20 protein-coding genes are annotated in these 25,760 nt (G+C 66.7%); 6 read left to right on the top strand and 14 right to left on the bottom strand.

Annotated elements, in window-relative coordinates; genetic code table 11:
• Positions 1-33 precede the first annotated feature (33 nt).
• The 3 genes from J2T47_RS10905 to J2T47_RS10915 all read left to right on the top strand — a co-directional run bounded on the left by J2T47_RS10905 (position 34) and on the right by J2T47_RS10915 (position 5,098).
• Entirely contained in the window at positions 34-1,011 is a 978-nt protein-coding gene (locus J2T47_RS10905) for an HPP family protein (protein ID WP_253445894.1), read from the top strand.
• 128 nt (positions 1,012-1,139) lie between these two features.
• Positions 1,140-2,948, top strand: coding sequence for a molecular chaperone (locus tag J2T47_RS10910; RefSeq protein WP_253445897.1), 1,809 nt, complete (start codon positions 1,140-1,142; stop codon positions 2,946-2,948).
• 65 nt (positions 2,949-3,013) lie between these two features.
• Entirely contained in the window at positions 3,014-5,098 is a 2,085-nt protein-coding gene (locus tag J2T47_RS10915; RefSeq protein WP_253445901.1) for an EAL domain-containing response regulator, read from the top strand.
• 178 nt (positions 5,099-5,276) lie between these two features.
• On the opposite strand, the gene serB is transcribed toward J2T47_RS10915, so the two are convergent.
• Entirely contained in the window at positions 5,277-6,488 is a 1,212-nt protein-coding gene (gene serB, locus J2T47_RS10920; RefSeq protein ID WP_138524114.1) for a phosphoserine phosphatase SerB, read from the bottom strand.
• A 234-nt stretch (positions 6,489-6,722) separates the two neighbouring features.
• On the opposite strand from serB, the gene J2T47_RS10925 reads away from it, so the two are divergent.
• Together J2T47_RS10925 and J2T47_RS10930 are read left to right on the top strand one after the other, a co-directional pair.
• A complete protein-coding gene (locus tag J2T47_RS10925; protein WP_253445904.1) occupies positions 6,723-8,291 on the top strand; it encodes an AhpA/YtjB family protein in 1,569 nt (522 codons plus the stop codon).
• Between the two features lie 49 nt (positions 8,292-8,340).
• On the top strand, positions 8,341-8,877 hold the full coding sequence (locus J2T47_RS10930; RefSeq protein ID WP_253445907.1) for a metal-dependent hydrolase: 537 nt from the start codon (positions 8,341-8,343) through the stop codon (positions 8,875-8,877).
• A 1-nt stretch (position 8,878) separates the two neighbouring features.
• On the opposite strand, the gene J2T47_RS10935 is transcribed toward J2T47_RS10930, so the two are convergent.
• From J2T47_RS10935 to J2T47_RS10985, 11 genes are all read right to left on the bottom strand, one after another.
• Positions 8,879-10,117 (bottom strand): calcineurin, encoded by a 1,239-nt coding sequence (locus tag J2T47_RS10935; RefSeq protein WP_253446173.1) that lies wholly within the window; start codon positions 10,115-10,117, stop codon positions 8,879-8,881.
• Positions 10,117-11,673 (bottom strand): ArnT family glycosyltransferase, encoded by a 1,557-nt coding sequence (locus tag J2T47_RS10940; protein ID WP_253446176.1) that lies wholly within the window; start codon positions 11,671-11,673, stop codon positions 10,117-10,119. The genes J2T47_RS10935 and J2T47_RS10940 overlap by 1 nt, the downstream gene beginning before the upstream one ends.
• Before the next feature lie 245 nt (positions 11,674-11,918).
• Positions 11,919-12,641 (bottom strand): PqiC family protein, encoded by a 723-nt coding sequence (locus J2T47_RS10945; RefSeq protein WP_253445910.1) that lies wholly within the window; start codon positions 12,639-12,641, stop codon positions 11,919-11,921.
• A gap of 151 nt (positions 12,642-12,792) precedes the next feature.
• Entirely contained in the window at positions 12,793-15,057 is a 2,265-nt protein-coding gene (gene parC / locus J2T47_RS10950; RefSeq protein ID WP_253445913.1) for a DNA topoisomerase IV subunit A, read from the bottom strand.
• Positions 15,058-15,064: 7 nt separating this feature from the next.
• Positions 15,065-15,589 (bottom strand): retropepsin-like aspartic protease family protein, encoded by a 525-nt coding sequence (locus J2T47_RS10955; RefSeq protein WP_253445916.1) that lies wholly within the window; start codon positions 15,587-15,589, stop codon positions 15,065-15,067.
• Positions 15,586-16,638, bottom strand: coding sequence for an esterase-like activity of phytase family protein (locus J2T47_RS10960; protein ID WP_253445919.1), 1,053 nt, complete (start codon positions 16,636-16,638; stop codon positions 15,586-15,588). The genes J2T47_RS10955 and J2T47_RS10960 overlap by 4 nt, the downstream gene beginning before the upstream one ends.
• A complete protein-coding gene (gene parE / locus J2T47_RS10965; protein ID WP_253445921.1) occupies positions 16,638-18,533 on the bottom strand; it encodes a DNA topoisomerase IV subunit B in 1,896 nt (631 codons plus the stop codon). Before parE ends, J2T47_RS10960 begins: the two co-directional genes overlap by 1 nt.
• An 11-nt stretch (positions 18,534-18,544) precedes the next feature.
• Positions 18,545-19,174: a YqiA/YcfP family alpha/beta fold hydrolase gene (locus tag J2T47_RS10970; RefSeq protein ID WP_253445924.1), complete on the bottom strand. Its 630-nt coding sequence runs from the start codon at positions 19,172-19,174 to the stop codon at positions 18,545-18,547.
• 75 nt (positions 19,175-19,249) lie between these two features.
• Positions 19,250-20,059, bottom strand: coding sequence for a 3',5'-cyclic-AMP phosphodiesterase (gene cpdA, locus J2T47_RS10975; protein ID WP_253445927.1), 810 nt, complete (start codon positions 20,057-20,059; stop codon positions 19,250-19,252).
• A gap of 172 nt (positions 20,060-20,231) precedes the next feature.
• Positions 20,232-20,690, bottom strand: coding sequence for a DUF1249 domain-containing protein (locus tag J2T47_RS10980; protein ID WP_017520422.1), 459 nt, complete (start codon positions 20,688-20,690; stop codon positions 20,232-20,234).
• A complete protein-coding gene (locus J2T47_RS10985) occupies positions 20,681-21,298 on the bottom strand; it encodes an NUDIX domain-containing protein (RefSeq protein WP_253445930.1) in 618 nt (205 codons plus the stop codon). The genes J2T47_RS10980 and J2T47_RS10985 overlap by 10 nt, the downstream gene beginning before the upstream one ends.
• 227 nt (positions 21,299-21,525) lie before the next feature.
• On the opposite strand from J2T47_RS10985, the gene J2T47_RS10990 reads away from it, so the two are divergent.
• The gene (locus J2T47_RS10990; RefSeq protein ID WP_253445933.1) at positions 21,526-22,278 is read left to right on the top strand and encodes an RsiV family protein; all 753 of its coding nucleotides are present in this window, start codon (positions 21,526-21,528) and stop codon (positions 22,276-22,278) included.
• A gap of 155 nt (positions 22,279-22,433) precedes the next feature.
• Here J2T47_RS10990 and cytX read toward each other — a convergent pair whose 3' ends face one another.
• Positions 22,434-23,720 (bottom strand): putative hydroxymethylpyrimidine transporter CytX, encoded by a 1,287-nt coding sequence (gene cytX / locus J2T47_RS10995; protein ID WP_253445936.1) that lies wholly within the window; start codon positions 23,718-23,720, stop codon positions 22,434-22,436.
• 119 nt (positions 23,721-23,839) lie between these two features.
• Positions 23,840-25,720 carry a phosphomethylpyrimidine synthase ThiC gene (gene thiC, locus J2T47_RS11000; RefSeq protein WP_253445939.1) on the bottom strand — a complete coding sequence of 627 codons (1,881 nt, stop codon included), beginning with the start codon at positions 25,718-25,720 and terminating at the stop codon, positions 23,840-23,842.
• Positions 25,721-25,760: the final 40 nt, after the last annotated feature.

Raw genomic sequence — 25,760 nt, forward strand, 5'->3', positions numbered from 1 at the left:
ACGCTTTTTGCCTCATCGTGCTAATTCGCTGCCATGAATCGCTTCCTCCACCTGTTCGGCTGGCGGGCAAATGCCACCAGTCATCTGGAAAAATGGCTCTCCGCAATCGGAGCGCTGTGCGGCATCGCCGCCATCTATGCCGTCACTCACTGGGTACTGCCCGGCGAAGCGGCCATCTGGGTCGTCGCCTCCATGGGTGCCAGCGCCGTGCTGTTGTTCGCCGTACCCCATGGCGCGCTGTCGCAGCCCTGGGCGGTGCTTGGCGGCCAGGTGCTCTCGGCCGTCGTCGGGGTGATCTGCCAGAAACTCTTCCCGGACCAGCCCTTCACCCCGGCCCTTGCGGTGGCCGCGGCGATCCTGGTCATGCACTACGCGCGCTGCATTCACCCACCAGGCGGCGCCACCGCCCTGGCCGCAGTGTCAGGCGGCCCGGCGATCACCGCGCTGGGCTTTCACTACGTGCTCAGCCCGGTGCTGCTCAACGTATTGCTGATCCTCGCCGTCGCCGTGCTGTTCAACGGGATGTTCGCCTGGCGCCGCTACCCCGCGCCGCTGGCGCGCCTTCCGGCCACGCCGAAACTGCCCGCCGGCCCCTCGCCGGAAGACCTCTACCACGCACTGCGCAAGATGGATTCCTTCATCGACGTGCAGTTCGACGACCTGCTGAAGATCCTCCAGCTGGCCCAGGAGCACGCCCAGGCGCAGCGCCTGACGCCGGAAGATGTCCTGCTCGGCGCCAGCTACAGCAATGCCCTGAGCGGCGACGCCTGGGCCGTGCGCCAGGTGATCGACGACCATCCGGACAAGCGCGGCCGCCAGGACCAGGTGGTCTACAAGGTGGTGGCCGGCGCCGGCAAGGGCAACACCGGCGTATGCCGCCGCCAGGACCTGCTCGACTGGGCCGCCCATCCGGTGATCGCCCAGGGCGACGGCTGGGTGCGCAGCACAGCGCAGGACTCGGCGAAAGACGCCCTGCAACGGCAGATCAAAGGCGAAACAACGCTGGCGTGACCTGTCCGCGCACCATCCGGGCGATGGGCTGCGGCGGGCGACGGATGCTGCTAGAGTTCGGAAAAAGCCGACAGTTATGACCAACCGGTTCGTACAACGAGCCGGATTGTGGAGAAACCATTCCCACCATGGACAACAGTCCCCAGCAGTTTCTACGTGTCCCCACCCCGACGCACGAGAGCCTGAGCTTCTGCAACGCCAATACGCGCGAGCTGAAAAACTGGCTGGATCACCTGCCCAAGGCCAACCTCGGGGAAACGGCCCGCCAGCTCTACCAGGGGCTGATCGAACTCAACCAGCTCAAGCTGCCGGTCGAGACGCGCCTGCAATTGCTGGAACTGTTCCGCCCGGAAGTGCACTTCGTCTGCCATAACCTGGAGCGCCACTTCCTCAACCAGTCCATCGTCCTCGACGAACGCCCGCGCAAGGTCGCCAACCTCTGCCAGGCACTGCAGAACCACCTGGCCATCGGCTACAAGCTGATCGTCGTGCGCGAAGCCTCGCGCTTCACCCGCGAGCGCGCGCAGGTCATGACCGCCGCCATCCAGCGCGCCATCCGCAGCCTCTGCGGTCCGCTGGTGCGCGCCTCGCAACTTTACTGCCCGGTGCCGGAAAACCTCTGGCTGGAACTCCACCAGCTCTACCAGCTGGCCCGCCAGCACGGCCTGCAAAACACCCCGGTGCGCGACGCGCTCGCCCGCCAGGCCCAGGGGCTGTCCATCGAACACGCCTACCTGGTGGCGCTGATGCTCGGCTCCGCGCGCTGCAACCAGATGCGCCAGAACAATATCGCCCGTGTCGCCGAAGCCCTCGAGGGTTGGGCAGCACAGGTGAAGGTCCAGGCAGCCGACGCCCCCTCCACGCTGTTCGTGGTGGTGCCGCAGGTCGATGGCCCGCCGCGCTACCGCACCCTGTTCAAGGAAAGCGACCTCGCCGGCGCCTTGGGCATCGACCCGCAGCCGCTGGTGGACGTGATCCGCGAGTACCTCCTGCTGCCGCCGGAAAACCGCGCGCAGGCCCGCCTGAAAGTGCCCGATGGCGTCAGCGTCGACCTGCTGCAGCACCTCGCCGCGGCCTGGGGCGACATCGCCGAACGCACCTTCCACCGCACCCCCGGGCAAGGCCAGTTGACCCTGTGCATCGGCATGAGCGCCCTGCACTACTTCCTCGCCGGGCGGAAAAGCTTCGCCGACCTGCTCAAGCTGCAGATCGACATCCAGGCGCCAAGCTTCAAGGTCGAGGAAAAGGACGCCTGGTCCGGCGCCTTCGACGCCCAGAAGGTCAACGACTGGCAACCCGGCATGCCGATGGAGGAAATCGAGTACAGCGCACCGCGCAACAGCGAAGACGCCGGTGTCGGCGTGGCCGCGGAGGCCCCGCGCGACGACTACCCGATGTATACCCTGAGCATCGTCAACCACAGCCCCGGCGGCTACTGCCTGACCTGGCCGAAGGACATCCCCAGCCAGCTGCAGGCCGGCGAGATCCTGGGCATTCAGGACACCCCGGAACACAGCTGGAGCGTCGCCGTGGTGCGCTGGATCCGTCAGGTCCGTGGCGGCGGCACGCAGATGGGGATCGAACTGATCGCCCCGCTCGCCCAGCCCTGCGGCCTGCAACTGCTGCGCAAGACCGAGCAGGGCAGTCAGTACCTGCGCGCCCTGCTGCTGCCAGAGATCGCGGCGATCTCCCGCCCGGCCACCGTCATCACCCCGCGCCTGCCCTTCCAGGAAGGCAACCGCGTACAACTCAACGTGCAGGGGGACGAACGCCGCGCCACGCTGACCCGCAGGGTCACCGCCACCGCCAGCTTCACCCAGTTCGAATACCGGGCACAGGATGCTGCCGGCGCACCGAGCGATAAGCCCATCACAGCCCCGAATACTCGCGGCGCTGGCGGGGAGGAAGACTTTGACTCGCTGTGGAAGTCTCTGTAGATTCCGGAGACTTCCCTTTCGTCGCCTTTTTGCTGCCGTCTAGCGCGGTATAAGCAGCCTTCCCCATGGCCAATGAAAAGAAAACCATCCGCCTGCTGATCCTGGAAGACTCGCAGAACGAAGCCGAGCGCCTGGTCAGCCTGTTCCGCAACGCCGGTCGCGCGACCCGCGTCCACCGCATCACTTCCAGTGAAGACCTGACGGACATCCTGCCCCAGGGCTGGGACCTGCTGATCGCAGCCCCGGAAGCCGAGGCGCTGGACCCGGGTGAAGCGCTGGGCGCCATTCGCCGCCAGGCCAAGGACATTCCCTTCATCCAGCTGGTCAGTGGCAATGATTCCGATGCCGTGACCGAGGCCCTCGCCCTTGGCGCGCAGGATGCCCTGCCGCAGGGCGAGGACGAGCGCCTGATCCTGGTGGCCAACCGCGAGTTGGCCAACCTCGAGGAACGCCGCGCCCGGCGCTCCGCCGAAGTCGCCCTGCGCGAAGCGGAGAAGCGCTGCCAACTGCTGCTGGACAGCTCGGTGGACGCCATCACCTATGTCCACGATGGCATGCACATCTACGCCAACCGGGCCTATGTCGGCCTGTTCGGCTACGAGGATGCCGAGGAACTGGAGGGCATGCCGATGATCGACCTGATCGCCGGCTGCGACCAGGCCAGCTTCAAGGACTTCCTCAAGGGCTACCACCTCTCCAAGGAAAACACCGAGGACAACGCCGACCTCGCCTGCAGCGGCATCCGCAGCGACGGCCAGGCCTTCGCCGCGCGCATGACCTTCTCGCCCGCCACCTATGACGGCGAGCCGTGCATCCAGGTGGTGATCCGCGCCGAGTCCGACAACGCCCAGCTCGAGGAAAAACTCCGCGAGGTCAGCAGCCAGGACCTGGTGACCGGCCTGTACAACCGCGCCCATTTCCTCGACCTGATGGACAGCGCCGTCGAGCGTGCGGTGACCGCCGGCCAGCCGGCCACCCTCGCCTACATGCAGCTCGACCGCGCCCAGGCGTTGCAACTGGACCTGGGCGTCGCCAGCATCGACCTGCTGCTGGCGGACCTGGGCAACCTGCTGCGCGGGCAGTTCCCCGAGCCGGCCCAGCTGGCGCGCCTGAGCGACGACGTATTCGCCGTGCTGCTGCCGGGCGAAGCCCCGGAACACTCCGCGCCACGCTTCAACTCGCTGCTGAAGAAAATCGAAGGCCACCTGTTCGACATCCATGGCCGCAGCGCACAGGTCACCCTGTCCATCGGCACGGCCGGGCTGGACGAGAAGACCACCCGTGCCCAGGAAGTCATCGAACGCGCCCACCGCGGCGCCGACGAGGTGGCGCAGAAGAACGGCAACGGCCTGAAGGTCTTCAACCCGGCCGACGAACTGGCCGCCGCCGCCTACCGCGGCGATATCAGCGCGATCATCCGCCAGGCGCTCGAGCAGAACAGCTTCCGCCTGCTGTTCCAGCCGATCATCAGCCTGCGCGGCGATACCCACGAACACTATGAAGTACTGCTGCGCCTGCTCAACCCGCAGGGCGAGGAAGTGCCGCCGGCTGATTTCCTCAACGCCGCCAAGGCCAGCGGTCTGGCCGAGAAGATCGACCGCTGGGTACTGCTCAACTCCATCAAGCTGCTCTCCGAGCACCGCGCCAAGGGACACGAGACCAAACTCTTCGTGCACCTTTCCAGCTCCAGCCTGCAGGACCCGGAACTGCTCCCCTGGCTGAGCGTGGCCCTCAAGGCTTCGCGCCTGCCGGCCGACGCCCTGATCATCCAGATCAGCGAACCGGACGCCATCGCCTTCCTGCGTCAGGCCAAGGTACTGAGCCAGGGCCTGGCCGAGCTGCACTGCCAGATCGCGCTCTGCCAGTTCGGCTGCGCGCTCAACCCGTTCAACACGCTCAAGCACATGAACGTCGACTTCGTGAAGGTCGACGGCTCCTACGTGCAGGATCTGAACGTGGCGGAGAACCAGGAGAACCTGAAGACCCTGATGGCCAGCCTGCATGCACAGGCCAAGCTGACCATCGTGCCCATGGTGGAAAGCGCCACTGCCCTGGCCACCCTGTGGCAGGCCGGCGCCAACTACATCCAGGGCCGCTACCTGCAGGGCCCGAGCCAGGCGATGGACTACGACTTCGCCTCCGACGAGTAGTCACAGTGCAGTTCCGGCATCGGGGATAAGCGATCGCGGACAAAGTCCGCTCCTACGCACAACCTGAACGTAGGAGCGGACTCTGTCCGCGATTGGGTTCGCTTCACTACGAGCCCAGGCAAAAACAAAAAAGCCGCCCAATGGGCGGCTTTTCTTTGCGCAGATGAATCAGCGCGCGTCAGGCACCTTCCCGATCGCGGAAACCAAGCAGGTATAGGATGCCATCCAGCCCGAGGGTGGAAATCGCCTGCTTGGCCGACTGCTTGACCAGCGGCTTGGCGCGGAACGCCACGCCCAGGCCGGCCAGGCCAAGCATCGGCAGGTCGTTGGCACCATCGCCCACGGCAATCGTCTGCTCCAGTTGCAGGCCTTCCTTCGCCGCCAGTTCGCGCAGCAGGTCGGCCTTGCGCTGAGCGTCGACGATGGGCTCGATGGCCACGCCGGTCAGCTTGCCGTCGACGATCTGCAGTTCGTTGGCGAACACGTAGTCAATGCCCAGCTTCGCCTGCAGTTGCTTGGCGAAGTAGCTGAAGCCACCGGAGAGGATGGCCGTCTTGTACCCCAGGCGCTTGAGCTCGGCGAACAGGGTTTCGGCGCCTTCGGTCAGGCGCAGCGAGGCGCCGATCTCTTCCAGCACGTCCTCGGAGAGACCCTGCAGCAGCGCCAGACGCTCCTTGAAGCTGGCGCGGAAGTCCAGCTCACCGCGCATGGCGCGCTCGGTGATCTCGGAGACCTGCTCGCCGACGCCGGCGGCCTTGGCCAGTTCGTCGATCACTTCGGCCTCGATCAGCGTCGAGTCCATGTCGAATACCGCCAGGCGACGGTTGCGGCGGAACACCGAGTCCTGCTGGAAGGCGATGTCGACGTTCAGTTCCTGGGCCACGCTGAGGAACTCGGCGCGCAGGGCCGCCGGGTCGGCGGGCTCGCCACGCACGGAGAACTCGATGCAGCCCTTGCCCTCGTCGGCCGGCATATCCAGCGGCATGCGTCCGGACAGGCGATCGATCTGGTCGATGTTCAGGCCGTACTTGGCGGTGATCGAGCTGACCCGCTGCAGCTGCTCGGCGGTCACCCGGCGCGTCAGCAGGGTAACGATGTGACGGGGCTTGCCCTGGCCGCCAACCCACTGGCGGTAGTCGTCTTCCGAGACCGGCGTGAAGCGCACCTGCTGGTCGAGCTTGTAGGCCGTGAACAGCACGTCCTTGAGCACCGACGAGGCCCGCTCGTTATCCGGGATTTCCACCAGGATGCCGAAGGACAGGGTGTCGTGGATCACCGCCTGGCCGATATCGAGGATGTTCACGCCACCCTGTGCCAGCACGCCGGTAATGGCCGCGGTGAGGCCGGGGCGGTCTTCCCCGGTGATGTTGATCAGGACGATCTCGCGCAAGGCGCTGTCTCCGCCATGGAAAAAAGGCGGTCATTCTACCTGCTTTCACCGCCTGCGGATGCTCCGCTCGCCCGCCTGCCGACTGATCAAGTGACGGCACCGCCGATCGGAATGCGGCGCAGATCGACGCGCCGCGCGGACTTTCCCCGCCTTGACAGCGCCTGCGGCGCTTTGCCCCCCGGTAGGGCATCGTTATACTGCCCCGCATCTGCCCTGAAGAAGACCGAGCCCGCTGTGACCCGGCCCACCTCCGTCAAGCCCGACAATTTCTTCCTGCTGCTCTTCCACGCCCTGCGCCAGCGCCGCGTGCCGATTGCCCTGCGCATCGCCGTTCACAGCCTGCTGCTGGTGGCCACGGCCCTGGTGATCTACGCCTGCGTGATGGGCCTGCAGTTCAAGCAGGCCATGCAGCAGCAGGCCGACGCCCTTGGCCAGAGCCTGACCACGCAGACCGCGCAGTCGGCCACCGAGCTGCTGGTGTCCAACGACATCCTCAGCCTCAACGTGCTGCTCAACAACCTGACCAAGAACCCGCTGGTGGCCCATGCGGCCATCTACAGCGTGGACAACCGCATCCTTGCCGAATCCGGCACGCGCCCCAAGCAGGGCCTGCTGGGCGACGCCGAAGGCCTGTATTCCACGCCCATCACCTTCCAGGAAGTGATCGCCGGCCACCTGCGCATCAGCCTCGACATGCACCAGTTCGAGCAGCCGATGACCGTCAGCCTCCAGAGCATGGGGCTGATCAGCCTGATCCTGCTGCTGCTCACGCTGACCTTCGGCCTGCGTCTGGGTCGGCAGATTTCCACACCGCTGTTACAGCTTCGTGTCTGGCTGCGCGATCCGGACGACAGCGCGCCGGGCGCCGGCCTGCAGAACGAGATCGGCGACCTCGCCCGCCAGTTGCAGACGCGCCTAGCGCCGGAGAAGCCGCCGGCACCCGAGCCGGTGGTCAACGCCCCCGCGCCGCGCCCGAAAACGCCGGCCAAGGCTGGCAAGCCCGCCGCCAGGGAGCCGTCCCTGGAAGTCGCCGGCACCGCTGACGAACACGAATTCGACGAGAACATCTTCTCCGACGACGAACTGCTCGCCCCCACCGCGCGCCGCAAGGCCGACGCCGACGAGGACTTCCCCGAGGAAGAGTTCGGGGCGGTGGCCGAAGAGGAAGCCGAAGACGAGATCGGCGTCGAGGAAGAAGAGACCGAAGCCGAGCCGGAGCCGGTTTCCGCCGGCACCAGCGCCGTGCTGGCCGTGCAACTGGGCGCCCAGGAACAGCTGCGCCGCCTGCCGCGCGCCCGTCTGGTCGACCTGCTGCAGCGCTACCGCGACTGCCTGGAGCAGGCCGCGCGCCTGTACAAGGGCACGCTGTACACCCTCAGCGACGGCGGCAGCCTGATCCTCTTCCACAGCCGCGACCAGGACGAGGAATTCCTCACCAACGCCCTGTGCTGCGGCGAGCTGATGCGCGCCCTGGGTCATGCCCTGCAGATCGAGGTGGCCGACAGTGGTATCACCCTGCAACTGCAGTTGGGACTGGTCCTGGGAGAGGACGTCGCCGACCTGGAACAGGCCGATCTGCTGCAGGACGCTTCCGCCCAGAGCGCCCTGGCCCTCAGCCAGCACAGCCGCAACCTGCTGCTGGTGGAGAAGTCCATCGGCGACGACGAAAAGGTCCGCGAGCGAGCGCGCATTCGCCCCATCGCCAGCCCGGAAAACGCCTGCTGCGTCGAATGGCTGAAGGAGCCCTACCCGTCCATGCTCGAGCGTCAGCTCTCGCGCATGCGCGCCCTGCGCACCACCTGACCCGAATAGAAAGAGAGGGGGTCGCCAGGCCCCTCGTGGAAAGGATTCCATGACCACCCTGATCACCCATCCTCTGCCCGCGCTCGCCGTGGGCCTTGCGCTCGGCTCGCGCTTCATCCCGCCGCGCCTGCTGCTGGCCGGCATGCTCGCCGCCTGCCTGCCCGACCTCGATGTGCTCGCTTTCAAGCTGGGCATTGCCTACAACGACGCCTTCGGCCATCGCGGCTTCAGCCATTCCCTGCTGTTCGCAGCGTGCATCGGCGCGCTTGGGGCGCTGTGCTGCCGCCCGCTGGGCAGCGGCCCACTGAAAGCCGGCCTGTGGGTCGGCCTGGCCACCGCCTCCCACAGCGTGCTGGATGCGCTGACTGACGGTGGCCTGGGAGTCGCCTGGTTCTGGCCCTGGAGCGATCAGCGTTACTTCCTGCCGCTGCATCCCATCGAGGTATCGCCCATCGGGCTGTCGCGCTTCCTCAGCCCGCGCGGGCTGCAGGTGCTGCTCTCCGAGGCGCACTGGGTCTGGCTGCCCTGCCTGGGTGTGGCGCTGGCCGGTATCGGCCTGCGTCGTGTACTACAGCGAAAGGACTGACTCAGCGCTTGTCCAACTGAGCCTGAAGCTGCTCCAGCAACGAGGCTTGCGAGCTCTGCAACGGCAGCTGAGCGCTGTAGCCCTGGAAGCTGCTGAAGCGCGCCTGGTAATCCAGTTCGAACTGGAAGCGGTTGTCCCAGCCGGGCGAATCCTCCGGCATCAGCTGATCGCAGTCACGCAGTGCCTGGGCCGTCGCGCAGGGCTTGTAGGCCTGCGGGTAGACCTGGCGCTTCCACAGCACCCAGGGCGACAGCGCCAAACCGGAGAGACTGTTGCGCCGCAGGTCCAGTTCCAGGAGTTGCAGCAGGCCGTTACCACCCAGGTACTGGTGCTGGTAATCGACCATCACCATGTCCACGCTGTGCCCCAGGTCGTTGAGCATCCGCGTGTGCACCGCGCCATCGGCATGGGCGTTCAGGGTGAGGAAGACCTGGTCGTTACGGCGAATCAGCCTGTCCCACAACAGCGCGCCGCTGGCGTTGTCTTCACGGGACAGCTCCGCCACGCCGCCAGCACTGCGCCGCAGGATGCTGTGCGAAGCGAGGATCACCGGCACATGGGGATGCTCGTCGATGACGCTCTGCGCCCACTCCAGGGTGGCCTCGGAGGGGCTCCAGTCCAGCGCCAGCAGCAGGAACGACTGGCCGTAACGCTGGAACAGGTGCACCTGGCTCAGGCCCTTGGGGTCGCTGCCGACGTAGGTGCTCTGCCAGGCAGCGCGCTCGGGGCCGAAGTGATCCGCGAAGCGGTCGAGGAAGGAGCGCCGGTCATCCGTGCTGGCCTCTTCGTGCACGTCACGCTCGCCCGTGGCGATGCTATAGGGCACGCCGCGCTCCTCCAGCGTACGCATGGCGCCGCTGGCGGTCTGCCACTGGCTGGCAACGCCGGCGTTTTCCACCACGTCGCCCAGGTGCACCACCAGCGGTACCTGCAGCGCCTCGGCGTACTTGGCCAGCCAGAAGGTCTGCGCGAAGAACGCCAGCGCCGGCTGGTACGGCAGGTCGGGGAAGCGCTGCTCGCTGCGGAACAGGTGGCGCTCGCGGTGGTTGTTCTCCGCGTAGAACTGGGTGTCGGGCAACAACGGCAGCACAAAGCTGCCGCCGCCGGAAGCGATTGCCAGCGCTGGCAACGGGTGCTGGCGAAAGAACGCCTGGTCCCGTTCGACCACATCCTGGGTATCGGAATCGCCACAGCCACCCAGCAGCAGGCAGCAGGCAAGCAGGCAGGCCAGCGCTTTCATCACGGTTTGGTGGCCACTCCGGGAAGGCGCAGCAGGCGGAAGGCTTCCTTGTCGAAACGGCCTTCGAACACCAGCTCAGAGGCTCCCGGCAAGGCGGCGGCAATGCGCTCGGCATCGCGCGTCTGGATCATCAGGTAGAACGGGCCGCGCTGCGCCGCCAACTGCTCGGGGCGATCGAGGAACAGCGGCTTCAGGTCGCGATCGAGGTTGACCATCAGCTTGATCGCCTGCGCGTCCGGCGCCATGCCATAGAGCGCCAGAGGCGCGGGCTGCGCGTCGAGCTGGCGCAGCACTTCGCGGGAAAACACCTGACTGTCGTACAGACGATGCTCCACCGGCTCGAAGACCAGGATGTAGCCTGCCCAGAGCGCGAGCGCGGCGCCCAGCGCCAGTGCTGGCGGACGTCGCCAGCGCAGGGCGCCGAATGCCAGCAGCGCGGCGAGCACCACGATGCAGGCTGGCAGGCGCCATCCCAGCGCGGCAAGTTCCTGCGGATAGCGCTTCCAGGCCAGCCACAAACCCGCCAGCAGCAGGGCCGGCAAGGCCAGCCACAGCACTCGCAGCAAGCCGCGCAACACCTGCGCCAGGCGACTGCCTGCGACCATGAACGGATAGCTGGCAATGATGGCGGCCAGCGGTGCCAGAGCGATGATGTAGCGGGCCTTCTTGGCCTGCGGCACCGACAGCCCGGCCATGACCACCAGCGCCGCCAGGGCGCAGCCGGCCACCAGGCGGAACGCCGGCTCGCGGCGGCGCTGCCAGAGCAGCGCCAGCGCCGGCAGCGCCAGCGGGAAGGCCAGCGCGTAGTTGCCCAGGGAACTGCGGAAGTAATACAGCGCATCGCTGGAGCCGGCCGTGCCATCCAGGCGACCGATCACCTGCATCTGCAGGACGTCCTGGACGAAGGTTTCGCCACCCGCCGAGCGCGCCAGGGCGATCAGCGCAAAGACGCAGAGGATCAGCAGCGCCAGCGCGCTCGCCGAGAAGGCGAACAGCGACTTCCAGCGCCGATCCAGCAACAACTGGCTGCACACCATGCCCGCCGGCACCACCAGCCCCAGCGGGCCGCGCAGCGCGAAACCGGCCAGCAGCAACGGCAGCAGGCGCAACAACAAGCCCGGCACGCCATGGCGCTCGGCATGGAAGGCGACGTAGAAGGCCAGCAGGCCGACGGCAGCCACCATCAGGTCAAGGGACACAGCCCGCGTTTCGCTGAGGAAGGTAGCGGTCAGCAGCAGCATCGCCACGCTGATCAGCGCCCAGGAGCGCGAGAACGGAGCCACCAGGCGATACACGACGCCGGTGCAGATCGCACCGGCCAGCGCGGTGGGCAGCCAGGCGGTGAGCTCGGTGACCCGCCCCAGTGGCAGCGAGAGCAGGTAGGTCAGGAAGGTCGAGGTCGCCGGATAGTCCGGATAGGGCGCGCCGTAGGTGGTCGGGAACCAGCCCGGCCCATGGCGCAGCATTTCGCGCGCGAACAGCACGAAGCGCGAGTCGAAGCCGACGAAGGCATCGCCCTGCACACCGAGCAGGAACAGCACCAGCGCCGCCAGCATCACGCAAAGCGTCTGACGACTCAGGGCGGATTCCGCCTGAACACCGGGAATTTGAGAAAGTGAAGACACGCGCGAGTCTCTCGCAGGCTCCGCGCGGAAAACGTCCGGGCGCCATTAACCTGCACAAGCGCCCGTAGATACCACAGGGGCCGTCAAGAAGATGTCAAAACCGGCCACGACAGAAGCAAAACGGCCCGCAAAGCTATGCTCTGCGGGCCGCGAAAGCTGCGATCACGAGGATCGGCTCAGAAGCGGTAGACCTCGACATCGGTGCGGATCGGCACCACCAGCGGGATCTTCGGCCCTTCTTCCTTGGGCTTGGCCGCCTGCTCGGTATTGGCCACTGCCGGCTTGCGCGGCGGCGCAGCCTGCTGCTCGGCAACGGCTGCGGCAACCGGACGCACGTCACGGGCCAGTTGCACGGACAGCTTGCGCAGCAGGTCGCCCTGCGCGCGCACCTGGTCCTGCACGCTGCCCGAATGCGCCTCTTCCTCGCGGAAAACGCGGCTGTCGCGCAGCTCACCCTTCTGGTCGAGCAGGCGCCAGCGCGCCTCCAGCACCGCCGGCTCCTTGGGGCCGGAGTCCAGGCGGCTGATGGTCAGCATGACCTGAACCTGCGGGGTGAAGCCGGGCTTCTCCGGGAACAGCGCCAGGCGGGTGCTGTCCAGCTCGCCCGAGAGCAGGCGCATCAACTGCTGGCTGACGTTGGTCTCGAGACTGCCGGCCCAGCGGGCTTCGGTAGACAGGTTGAGGATACCGTCGGCCTGACGCTGGACCATGGTCTCGCGCTTCAGGTAATCGGCCAGGGAGACCGGACCGAGGAGCACAGCGACACCGTTGTCCCGTTCCGGAACCGGAACGGCACCCGCATCCAGCTGGTACAGCTGGGTCGGTCGATTCACCGTACAACCCGCCAGCCCGAGGAGGCTGACGAGGGAAAGATAGGCCAAGGCGCGCAAAGCGCTCATCTGGATCACCGTCATTCGCCGAGTTTCGGCGCTACTTCCAACAAAACCAATATGACTTCAGGCAACGCGCCGCGGCGCCGGTTACCCAAAGGGACGTATCATCCCTTAACCGGCGCCTCAGCTCCAGAGGCAGAATGTATCGAGCCGCGTTTCAATCCTGAGACAGCGATTCTACCAGCAAGGCGTCCACTCGCTGGAAACCGCGCGGCAGTTTGTTGCCCCGACGGCCCCTTTCGCCCTTGTAGTGTTCCAGGTCGTCACCCTTGAGCGAGAGCGTTCGCTTGCCGGCCTGCAGCACCAGGGTCGCGCCCGTCGGAAGAACGGCGAGGTCGGTAAGGTACTCCTCGCGGCTCGCGACACGGTCGCCCGGCACGCTGATGATCTTGTTGCCCTTGCCCTTGGCCAGTTGCGGCAGGTCGGACACCTTGAACAGCAGCAGCCTGCCTTCGGTGGTGACGGCGGCGATCCAGTCCTGTTCAAGGTCCGCGACCGGACGCGGCGCCATGACCTGCGCGCCGTTGGGCAGGCTGAGCAGCGCCTTGCCGGCCTTGTTCTTGGCCTGCATGTCTTCGCCCTTGGCGACGAAGCCGTAACCGGCATCCGATGCCAGCACATACAGCGCGTTGTCCTCGGGCAGCAGCACACGGTCGAAGCTGGCGCCCGGCGGCGGCGTCAGACGACCGGTCAGCGGCTCGCCCTGGCCACGGGCGGACGGCAGACTGTGGGCCGCCAGCGAATAGCTGCGCCCGGTGGAGTCGATGAAGACCGCGTACTGGTTCGAGCGACCCGGCGCGGCCACCTTGAAGCCGTCGCCGGCCTTGTACGACAGGCCGGTAGCGTCGATGTCGTGGCCCTTGGCGCAACGCACCCAGCCTTTCTCGGACAGCACCACGGTCACCGGCTCGGTCGGCATCAGCTCGGTTTCCGACAGGGCGCGGGCTTCGGCGCGGGCGACGATGGGCGAACGGCGGTTGTCACCGTAGGTCTCGGCGTCGGCAACCAGCTCATCACGCACCAGTTTGCGCAGCTTGGCGTTGGACCCCAGGATCGCCAGCAGCTTGGCGCGTTCCTTGGCCAGCTCGTCCTGCTCGCCGCGGATCTTCATCTCTTCCAGGCGCGCCAGTTGACGCAGGCGGGTGTCGAGGATGTAGTCGGCCTGCAGCTCGGAGAGCTCGAAGCGCTGCATCAGGACCGGCTTGGGCTGGTCCTCGGTGCGGATGATGTGAATGACTTCGTCGAGGTTGAGGAAGGCGACCAGCAAGCCTTCCAACAGGTGCAGGCGCTTCTCGACCTTGTCCAGGCGGAACTGCAGGCGGCGGCGCACGGTGTCGGTGCGGTAGGTCAGCCATTCGCTGAGCACCTGGCGCAGGTCCTTGACCTGGGGTTTGCCGTCCAGGCCGATGACGTTCATGTTCACCCGGTACGAGCTTTCCAGGTCGGTGGTGGCGAACAGGTGGGTCATCAGCTCTTCGGCATCCACGCGGTTGGAGCGCGGGATGATGACGATGCGGGTCGGGTTCTCGTGGTCCGACTCGTCGCGCAGGTCGGCCACCATCGGCAGCTTCTTGGCCTGCATTTGCCCGGCGATCTGCTCCAGCACCTTGGCCCCGGAGACCTGGTGCGGCAGCGCGGTGACCACGATATCGCCGTCCTCGACGCGGTACACGGCGCGCATGCGCACCGAGCCACGGCCGGTTTCGTAGATCTTCTGCAGGTCCGCGCGCGGGGTGATGATTTCCGCCTCGGTGGGGAAGTCCGGGCCCTGCACGTGTTCCATCAGGTCGACGATGGTCGCTTGCGGCTCATCCAGCAGGCGGATACAGGCAGCCGCCACTTCGCGCAGGTTGTGCGGCGGAATGTCGGTGGCCATGCCCACGGCGATACCGGTGGTGCCGTTCAACAAGAGGTTGGGCAGGCGCGCCGGCAGCACGGCCGGCTCGTCCAGGGTGCCGTCGAAGTTCGGCACCCAGTCCGCGGTGCCCTGACCCAGCTCGGACAGCAGGGTCTCGGCATAGCGCGACAGACGGGCCTCGGTGTAACGCATGGCGGCGAAGGACTTGGGATCGTCCGGCGCACCCCAGTTGCCCTGGCCATCCACCAGCGGGTAGCGGTAGGAGAACGGCTGCGCCATCAGCACCATGGCTTCGTAGCACGCCGAGTCGCCGTGGGGGTGGTATTTACCCAGCACATCACCGACGGTACGCGCCGACTTCTTGTGCTTGGAGTCGGCGTCCAGGCCCAGCTCGCTCATGGCGTAGACGATGCGCCGCTGTACGGGCTTGAGGCCGTCGCCGATGTGCGGCAGGGCGCGGTCCATGATCACGTACATGGAGTAGTTCAGGTAAGCCTGTTCGGTGAAGTCGGCCAGTGACCGGCGCTCCACGCCCTCCAGACTCAGATCGAGGGTTTCGCTCATGCGTGCCTCACGGTGTAGATCGCTGGCGCAGCACCAGGGTGCCGTCCTGCTGGGTGAAATCCAGTTGTCTGAGTGCGCTCATGCCGAGCAGCACCTCGTCGCCTTCCATGCCCGGCGCGATCAACGCCGGCACATCGGTCAGGCGGATGTCGCCAAGCTGCAGACTGGGCAGGCGCGTGCGCCAGCCCTGGCTGCGGCCGTTGGCGGTGTCCAGGGTCACCGGCAAGCCACGCGGCAGGCCGAGACGGTCGGCCAGGCGCTGCGGCAGAGCCACCTGGGTGGCGCCGGTGTCGAGCATGAAGGTCACCGTCTCGCTGCCGATCCTGCCGTCCACCACGTAGTGGCCGGCGCGATTGCCGATCAGCCGCACTTCCACGTAGCCGTCGCCGCGGGTCGACTGCGGCTGCGGGTTGGGGTTGTGCTGGCGGGTTTCCCAGGCGCCGAAATAGCGGGTGGCCAGCAGGATGCCCGCGCCCCAGGCGAGGAACATCATGATCTTGCCGATCCGCTTGCCCGGCACCGTGTCGCTCATTTGCCACCGAGCCAGCCACCGGCCGGCGCCGCGAAGCGCAGCACATAGGGCCGCACGTCACCATCGGCGCGGGCGTGGTCGCCGTTGTCCAGGCCGATCCAGGCGCCGGCATCGTCGAGGATCAGCGCTTCGGCCACGCCGTAAGGCAGGTCGTAGCGCCGTTCCGGGGCCAGTGCGCCGGCGGCGAAAGACCAGCACAGCTCCTGCGCACCGGTCTTTGCATCACGGCGGCAGATCTGGTGCGCCAGGCGTTCGAGGGTGAACAGCTTGTCCTTGTACAGCGCCAGGTCGGAGAAATCGATCGGCAGCGCGCGCTCGGCGCCCAGCTCCGGTGGCGGCAGTGCAGTGCCGCCTTCGCTGAGCATCACGCAGTTGCCATCGCACTTCCAGGTGCCGTTCTCGTTGTGCACCTTGAGCAGACCGCGACGCTGGCGCTCGGCGGCCAACCACAGCTGCTTGCCGTCAGCGCTGATGGCGATGCCTTCGTAGAGCGCATTGAACTCCATCAGCAGGCCGCTGGCACGGGCCTGGCGCAGCAGGTTCTGCGGCAACGGCAACCAGCTCGGCTCACCGACAGCGGGCAACAGCAGGACGGCGGCATAACCCTCGCTGACCACATAGCGGTTGCCCGCCTGGTCGCAGCTGATGCCTTCGAAGTCCATGGCGCCGCCACGCAGCAGTCCGCCAACGCTGACGCGTGCCTTCGCCCCCCAGGACAGCCCGCTTTCCGGTGTGCCCGGCACCACGAAGGGTTCGGCAGTGGCCTGCCAGGCCTTGCCCGGCGTCTCGTCGATCAGCAGCCGGTAGATGCGGTCGTCGTCGCGGTCGGACACCGTCCACATCTCGCTGCCACACAGCGCCAGGCCGGAGAGGTTGCCGCTGGGCATCCCTTCCACCGGATGCTCGGCGACGAACTGCAACGATGCCGGCGCCACCGCTGCAGCGGCCGGGACAGCAGGCTTCGCGGCCGGGACGGGCGTCTCGGCCGGTGCCTGGGCGGCGACGGCAAGGCCGGCGCACAGCCCAAGGGAGACCAGCAGCCAGCGCATCAGGCGATGTCCGCCAGGTTGCCCTTGGTTTCCAGCCAGGACTTGCGGTCGCCGGCGCGTTTCTTGGCCAGCAGCATGTCCATCATCTCCACGGTGCCCTCGCTGTCTTCCAGGGTCAGCTGGACCAGCCGGCGGGTGTTCGGGTCCATGGTGGTTTCGCGCAGCTGCGGCGGGTTCATCTCGCCCAGGCCCTTGAATCGGGTGACCTGCGGCTTGCCACGGCGCTTCTCGGCAGTCAGACGGTCGAGGATGCCGTCACGCTCGGCTTCGTCCAGGGCGTAGAAGACTTCCTTGCCCAGGTCGATACGGAACAGCGGCGGCATGGCGACATAGACGTGGCCGGCTTCCACCAGCGGGCGGAAGTGGCGGACGAACAGCGCGCACAGCAGGGTGGCGATGTGCAGACCGTCGGAGTCGGCGTCGGCGAGGATGCAGATCTTGCCGTAGCGCAGCTGGCTCAGGTCGGCCGCGCCCGGATCGACGCCGATGGCCACGGCAATGTCGTGGACTTCCTGGCTGGCGAGCACTTCGCCACCGTCCACTTCCCAGGTGTTCAGGATCTTTCCGCGTAGCGGCATGATCGCCTGGAATTCCTTGTCCCGCGCCTGCTTGGCCGAACCGCCGGCGGAGTCACCCTCCACCAGGAACAGCTCGGAACGCATCGGGTCCTGCCCCGCGCAATCGGCCAGCTTGCCGGGCAGCGCCGGGCCCTGGGTGATCTTCTTGCGCTCGACCTTCTTGCCCGCCTTGAGGCGGCGGCCGGCGTTGCTGATGGCCAGCTCGGCCAGCTGCAGGCCCAGCTCGGGGTGGGCGTTGAGCCACAGGCTGAAGGCGTCCTTGACCACGCCGGAGACGAACGCGGCGGCCTCGCGGGAAGACAGGCGCTCCTTGGTCTGGCCGGAGAACTGCGGCTCCTGCATCTTCATCGAGAGGACGAAGGCGATGCGCTCCCAGACGTCTTCCGGGGCCAGCTTCACGCCACGCGGCAGCAGGTTGCGGAATTCGCAGAACTCGCGCATCGCGTCCAGCAGGCCCTGGCGCAGGCCGTTGACGTGGGTGCCGCCCTGGGCGGTGGGAATCAGGTTGACGTAGCTTTCCTGCAGCGATTCGCCACCTTCGGGCAGCCACAGCAGGGCCCAGTCCACCGCTTCCTTGTTGCCGGCCAGCGAGCCGCAGAACGGCTCGTCGGGCAGGCGCAGGTTCTCGGAGACCGAGTCGACCAGGTAGGAACGCAGGCCATCCTCGTAGTGCCACTCGATGCGCTCGCCGCTGGACTTGTCCTCGAAGCTGACCAGCAGGCCCGGGCACAGGACGGCCTTGGCCTTGAGCACGTGCTTGAGGCGGCTGACGGAGAACTTGTGCGAGTCGAAGTACTTGGCATCCGGCCAGAAGTGCACGCTGGTGCCGGTGTTGCGCTTGCCGACAGTGCCGACGACCTCGAGGTCGCTGGACTTGAAGCCGTCGGCGAAAGTCATGCGGTATTCGTTGCCGTCACGCTTGACCCGCACCTCGACCAGGGTCGACAGCGCGTTCACCACCGAGATACCCACGCCGTGCAGGCCGCCGGAGAACTGGTAGTTCTTGTTGGAGAACTTGCCGCCGGCGTGCAGTTTGGTGAGGATCAGCTCGACGCCGGGCACGCCCTCTTCAGGGTGGATATCCACCGGCATGCCGCGGCCGTCGTCGATCACTTCCAGCGAGTTGTCCTCGTGGAGGATCACCTGCACGCTCTTGGCGTGGCCGGCGAGGGCTTCGTCGACGCTGTTGTCGATGACTTCCTGGGCCAGATGGTTGGGCCGCGAGGTGTCGGTGTACATACCCGGGCGCTTGCGCACCGGGTCGAGGCCGGAGAGAACCTCGATGGCGTCTGCGTTATAGGCGTTCTGCTGGGCCATGGGGTTCCTGCTTAATCAGTCGAAGAGGTGATGGCTTCAAATTCGGCGAAATCCACGTCGCGCCACTGGCTGGACGGCACGCCGGCAAAGGCCAGGAGCGCCGGCAGATGGCTGACGAAGCGCTGGAAGCCGTGGTCGCCGCCGGATTCGATGCGCAATGCAGCGGCCCGGTAGTAACGCTCGGCGGCACGGTAGTCGAGGGTTTCGTCAGCGGTCTGCAGCCACACCTGGTAGCGCGTGCCGTCGGTGGGCGCGGGGACTTCCAGTTCCGCCAGTGCAGCGACGTGGTCCAGGGTCAGCTCCCAGGTCTCGCCGCTGTAATAGTTGGTCTGCGGGCCGAGCTGGCCGTCGAACAGCCGGTGCGGCGCCACGGCCGGATTGATCAGCACGGCCTTCAGGCCATGGCGCTCGGCCAGGTACGTCGAGTAGTAGCCGCCCAGGGAGCTGCCGATCAGCAGCGGCTGGCCCAGTTCGGCGACGGCGGCGTCCAGCTGCGCCATGGCCTTGCGCGGATGGTGATGCAGCGCGGGCACACGCAGGCGATCAGCCAGGCCCAGGCGCTCCATGGCAGCCGTGAACTGGCGTGCCTTCTGCGAGCCGGGCGAACTGTTGAAGCCGTGGATATAGAGGAATGCGGTCATGGGCCGGGAGGCTACAAGCTGCAAGTGGCATGCCGCAAGAGGGTCAGCGTCGCAAGGTGTTCGAAGCGTGACCGATCAATAGCCCTTGATGCTGTAGTCGACTTCGAACTCGATGTCGGTCACCCGCGAAACGCCGGTCTGCACTTCACCATCTGCCATCAGCCGCAGCCAGCGATAGCCCGGCGCCGGACTGTCGACGCAGAAGTCCTCGCTGCCCGGGGTGAACTGCACGCAAGTCGAGGGCGACGCCAGCAGGCGCACGTCGCCGCGCAGGCGGTCGATCTCCTGGTGCACGTGGCCCCAGAGCAGGCAGCGCACGTTCGGGTAGCGGTCGATGACGGCGAACAACCGTTCCGGGTTGTAGATGCCGATGCGGTCCATCCACTGGCTGCCGATGGGCACCGGGTGGTGATGGAAGCTGATCAGCAGGTGCTTGTCCGGCGCGGCCTGGATGGCACGCTCCAGCAACTGGATCTGCTCGACGGTCATCTGCCCCGGCACCGCGCCGGGAATGGTGGAGTCCAGCAGGATCACCCGCCAGGCGCCCAGGTCGATCACCGGGTCGAGCAGGTCGGTGCCGGCGGCGGCTTCGCGCATCGGTTCCATTTCGTCGTGATTGCCGGGGAACCAGCGGGTCGCTGCGTCGATCGGCGCGGTGATGGCGCGGAATCGCTGGTAGGACTCGACCGAGCCATCCTGGGAGAGATCCCCCGTGGCCAGCACCAGGTCGATCGCCGGTTGCTCCTCGCCCACCAGACGGACGACCTGAGTCAGGCTGTCGGCGGTATCCATGCCCAGCAGCCGGCCATTCTCCTGCGCGAACAGGTGGCTGTCGGAAAGCTGGACGACCAGGACGGAATCGGAAGCGGTGGGCTGGGTGGGCAAAACGCCTTCTCCTGTGAGGCGGGCGTGCGGGAATTCGTGACGAAGTATGGTGACAGGCGCCCCCCTGAGCAAACCGGGAAAGCGTCACAGATCACAGTTAGGGACACGAGTGGGCGATGGGCGGGCAGAATAACATGGCACGGTCATGCCATATCGCCATCATCGTGTTTTTTCAGCGCTGCAGCACCGGCTCCAGCTCGTGGCCGCAGGACAGGCAGTGGCTCAGCCATTCACCGAGGAACTGGTTGAGCTGGTTCTTCTCGTCCGGCTGGTGCATCGCCTGATTCGGGTAGGGGTAGATCGCCAGCAGGCGGCGCGCCTGCTCGGCGCCGACCACTTCGGCCATGCGCGCATCGTGGTACACCCGCACTTCCAGCCTGGGCGCCGGCAGCCAGGGCAGGCCCAGCTCCTGGCGCACCTGCAGCACGGTGGTGTAGGGACAGGCTTCGATCACGTCCAGCGCCAGCACGCCGAGCAGCCGCTCGCCTTCGCTGAGCGCGACGCGGCGCGAGACCTGGGCCTCGCGCATTTCCGGCAACAGGCGCATCAGGCGCAAGTAGTTCGCCTCGCAGGTCGCCTGCAGACCCGCCAGGTCGACGCGATAGCGCTCGCGCAGCAGATTCACACCCATAACCCCCTTACCTCGGCGCGATTGAGCGCCAGCCATTGCAGGGCGAGCATGCTCGCCGCGTTGTTGATACGGCCGTCACGTACGGCCTGCAGTGCTTCTTCGAACGGCATGACGTGGACGCGGATGTCCTCGCCCTCCTCTTCCAGCCCGTGGATGCCCGAGGCGTTGCTGCTGTCGCAGCGGCCGACGAACAGGTGCACCAGCTCGTTGCTGCCGCCGGGCGACGGCAGGTACTGGGCGATCGGCCAGAGTGCGCCGAGGGTCAGGCCGGCTTCTTCCACCGCTTCGCGGCGGGCGACTTCCTCGGGCTCCTCGTCCTTGTCGATCAGCCCGGCGACCAGCTCCATCAGCCAGGGATTGACCCCGGCGTCCATGGCGCCGATGCGGAACTGTTCGATCAGCACCACTTCATCGCGCTGCGGATCGTAGGGCAGCACGCACACGGCATCGTGGCGCACGAACAACTCGCGCTTGAGCACCGGGCCCATGCCGCCGGCGAACTGGCGGTGCCGCAGGTGCAGGCGGTCGACCTTGTAGAAGCCCTTGAAGCACTGTTCGCGCTTCTGGATCTCGATGTCCTGGGGGCCTGGCTTGAACGTTTCCGACATCCCGTTCCTACTCCCGTTCCTACTGACAGTACGTTGAACTTCGCGCCATCCTATCGCGCCGCCGGGGCAGGCGCAGCCTCTTTCGGGGCCCGCCGGGCGGCCGGATGGCTGTGACCGCCGCCCGCAGCCGGGGTTCGCAAAGTGGTTCATAATCAACCGCCGAACCGGCAGCGCCGATGGCGGTCGAACCACTCCATTGCCGGCGAACGTCCACGACAAGGAATCCCATGCGACTTCTGAAACTAGCAGCCCTGTGCGGCATCAGCCTGTTACTGGGGGCGTGCCAGGGACTGTTCAAGCCCTCGCTCGACGAGCCGCTGAGCGCGACCCACACCGCATTCGAACACCCCAAACCCGGTTGCCAGGGCGAACAGTGTCCGCTGTTCAACCTCGACACCCTCAGCTTCGACGACGAGCCGGCGCTCAACGAAGCGATCAACGCGCAACTGCTGCAACTGGCCCGTGAAGGCGACGGCGCGGCGCCCGCCAGCCTGGACGTCTACGAGAAGCGTTTCCTCGATTCGGCCCAGCCCGGCTGGAGCTCCTACCTGCAAGCGAAGATCCGCGAACAGCATGACGGTCTGGTGATCATCGAGCTGTCCAGCTATCGCTTCACCGGCGGCGAGTACGGCCAGCCCGGCCGCGCGTTCATCAATTATGATCGACGCATCCACAAGGTGCTCACCCTGCAGGACATTCTTCTGCCCGGCCAGCAGGATAACTTCTGGAAGGTGGCGCGCATGGCGCACCAGGCGTGGATCCTGCAGAACAAGCTGGACGAGCAGGACCCGAACTTCTCCAAGGACTGGCCGTTCCAGCCGACCGAGCACTTCGCCCTGACCTTCGGCGCCATGACGCTGAAGTACGACATCGACCGCATCGCCCCGCATTCGGTCGGGCACCCGGAGCTGAAGATTCCGTACCCGCGCCTGAATGGGATCGTGAAGACCTACTACTTCCCGGGGCGCGGGGCGCAGTAAGTCTCGATCTGACAAGCCAGAGAGCCATCGCGGATTCGCCCGCGATTCACCGGCTGCTCAGGAGCGTTCCCGGTCGCGGGCATGGCCCGCTCCTACAGTTGGCCGTGGAGTAATGGCTCAGCTTTTGTAGGAGCGGGCCATGCCCGCGAACAGCATCACGCCGCAGCCGGTACCTTCGTGCCAACCCGCCCCAGCAGCAGCTGCAGCACACCCGCCACCACCAGCGCCGGCAGGGTCGCGCCCAGGTCAGGCTGGTAATTCGCCAGCAGGTGATACACCACCACGCCACCGCCCCAGGCCAGCAGCGAGCCCCAGCGCAGACCATGGGGAATTGCGGCCGGCGCGCGGCGGCGGAGGACGAAGTGGTCGATCAGCACCACGCCGAACAGCGGGGCGAACACCGAGCCGATCAGCAGCAGGAAGTTCTGGTACTGCGCAAGCGGCGCGAACCAGGCGATCAGGGTGCAGATCACGCCGATAGCCAGGGCCAGCAGCTCGACCTTGAGCGGCAGCAGGATGCCGCTGGACACCGCCGCCGAGTGGATGTCGGCGAAGGCCTTCTCCGACTCGTCCAGCAGGATCAGCAGCAGCGGGATGCCCATACCGGCGCCGGCCAGCGCCAGCAGCAGCGCATTGGCATCGCTGCCCTGGGCGAACGCCAGGGTATAGGCCACGCCCAGCCCCATCAGCCAGAAGCAGCCGATGAAGAAGCCCAGCGCCGCGCCGGTGAAGGTCTGCCCGGCGCGCTTGCCGAAGCGCGAGTAGTCGGCGATCAGCGGCAGCCATGACAGCGGCATGGCGATGGCGATGTCGAAGCCCACGGCGAAGGACAGCGAACCGTCACCGGCCTTGGCCCAGAGCGCGGCCAGATCGGCGCGCTTGAACAGGTCGAAGGTCAGCCAGATGCACGCGGCGAGCAGCAGCCAGATGCCCCAGCGGCGCAGCACCTTGCGCACGAAGGCAAGCGGGCCGGCAACCGCCAGCAGGGTCGCCAGCGCACCGAACACCAGGGTCCAGAGGGCCGGGTTGGTCCACAGGCTGCCTTCGCCGAAGGCGCGGGTCGCCAGCAGGCTGGCGGCGTCGCGCATGACGATGATCTCGAAGGCGCCCCAGCCGATCAGCTGCAGCAGGTTCAGCAGCGCCGGCAGTGCGGCGCCGTGGCTGCCCAGGCTGAGCTTGAGCGAGGCCATGGCGGACAGGCCGGTGTCGGTGCCGATCACCCCGGCGCTGGCCAGCAGCAGCACGCCGACCAGGGTGCCGAGCAGGATCGCGCCCAGCGCGCCGGCCAGGCCCAGGCCCGGCGCCAGCAGGGCGCCAGTCTGCAGCACCATGAGGCCGATGCCCAGGGAGAACCAGAGGGAGAACAGGTCGCGCAGACCGAGCACGCGCTGGGCGCTGCCCACGGCGGAAGTCGGTGAATAGTCGATGGCGGTAGTGGTCACGATGCGTGCAGGGCTCGAAGGTTGGATTTTGTTGTTTTTCGTAGGAGCGAGCTTGCTCGCGAATGAACCCCGTCGCGAGGCTGTTCGCGAGCAAGCTCGCTCCTACAGGGTGTCGCCGGTCACACCTGTTTGTAGATCACCGAGCCTTCGTCCTTGAAGCGCGCGGCCTGTTCCTGGAAGCCGGCCTCGATGGCCTTCTGCTCGTCGGTCAGGCCATTCACCTTGGCGTAGTCGCGGACTTCCTGGGTGATCTTCATGGAGCAGAACTTCGGCCCGCACATGGAGCAGAAGTGCGCCACCTTGGCCGAGTCCTTGGGCAGGGTCTCGTCGTGGAAGGCGCGGGCGGTGTCCGGGTCCAGGCCGAGGTTGAACTGGTCTTCCCAGCGGAACTCGAAGCGCGCCTTGGACAGCGCGTTGTCGCGGATCTGCGCGCCGGGATGGCCCTTGGCGAGGTCGGCGGCGTGCGCGGCGATCTTGTAGGTGATGATGCCGGTCTTCACATCATCCTTGTTCGGCAGGCCCAGGTGCTCCTTGGGCGTGACGTAGCAGAGCATGGCGCAACCGAACCAGCCGATCATCGCCGCGCCGATGCCCGAGGTGATGTGGTCGTAGCCCGGCGCGATGTCGGTGGTCAGCGGGCCGAGGGTGTAGAACGGCGCCTCGTCGCAGCACTCCAGCTGCTTGTCCATGTTCTCCTTGATCAGGTGCATCGGCACGTGGCCGGGGCCTTCGATCAGCACCTGGACGTCGTGCTTCCAGGCGATGCGGGTCAGCTCGCCGAGGGTCTCCAGCTCGCCGAACTGTGCGGCGTCGTTGGCATCGGCCACCGAGCCCGGACGCAGGCCGTCACCCAGCGAGAAGCTGACGTCATAGGCCTTCATGATCTGGCAGATTTCCTCGAAGTGGGTGTAGAGGAAATTCTCCTGGTGGTGGGCCAGGCACCACTTGGCCATGATCGAGCCGCCACGGGAGACGATGCCAGTGACGCGCTTGGCGGTCAGCGGCACGTAGCGCAGCAGCACGCCGGCGTGGATGGTGAAGTAGTCCACGCCCTGCTCGGCCTGTTCGATCAGGGTGTCGCGGAAGATTTCCCAGGTCAGGTCTTCGGCGACGCCGTTGACCTTCTCCAGCGCCTGGTAGATCGGCACGGTGCCGATGGGCACCGGGCTGTTGCGCAGGATCCACTCGCGGGTCTCGTGGATGTGCTTGCCGGTGGACAGGTCCATCACCGTGTCGGCGCCCCAGCGGATGCCCCAGGTGAGCTTCTCCACTTCTTCCTCGATGGAGGAACCCAGCGCGCTGTTGCCGATGTTGCCGTTGACCTTCACCAGGAAGTTGCGGCCGATGATCATCGGTTCCAGTTCGATGTGGTTGATGTTCGCCGGGATGATCGCGCGGCCGCGGGCCACTTCCTCGCGGACGAACTCGGGGGTGATTTCCTTGGGAATGCTGGCGCCGAAGCTCTGGCCCGGATGCTGGGCGTCCAGCAGGCCGGCGGCGCGGGCTTCCTGCAGTTTCATGTTCTCGCGGATGGCGATGTATTCCATCTCCGGGGTGATGATGCCCTGGCGCGCGTAGTGCATCTGCGTGACGTTGCCGCCGGCCTTGGCGCGGCGCGGGGTACGCACGTGGGCGAAGCGCAGGGCGTCGAGGCTGGCGTCGGCCAGGCGCGACTGGCCGAACTCGGAGGTCAGGCCGGGAAGGATTTCCGTGTCGCCGCGTTCGTCGATCCAGCGCGAGCGCACATCCGGCAGGCCCTTGCGCAGGTCGATGCGCACGTCCGGATCGGTGTAGGGGCCGGAGGTGTCGTAGACCATCACCGGGGCGTTCTGCTCGCCACCGAAGGCGGTCGGGGTATCGGCGAGGGAGATTTCCCGCACGGGGACACGGATGTCCGGGCGCGAGCCGGTCAGGTAGACCTTTTTCGAATTCGGAAAGGGCTGGGTCGACTGACGGTCCAGCTGTTCAAGGCGGGTGACGTTGTTTTTCTGGGTGCTCATCCTGGCTCTCCTGGGGTTGATTGCCGGGGAGAACCTGGGA

The sequence above is a fragment of the Pseudomonas nitroreducens genome (genome assembly GCF_024170165.1).
Classification (GTDB): domain Bacteria; phylum Pseudomonadota; class Gammaproteobacteria; order Pseudomonadales; family Pseudomonadaceae; genus Pseudomonas; species Pseudomonas nitroreducens_C.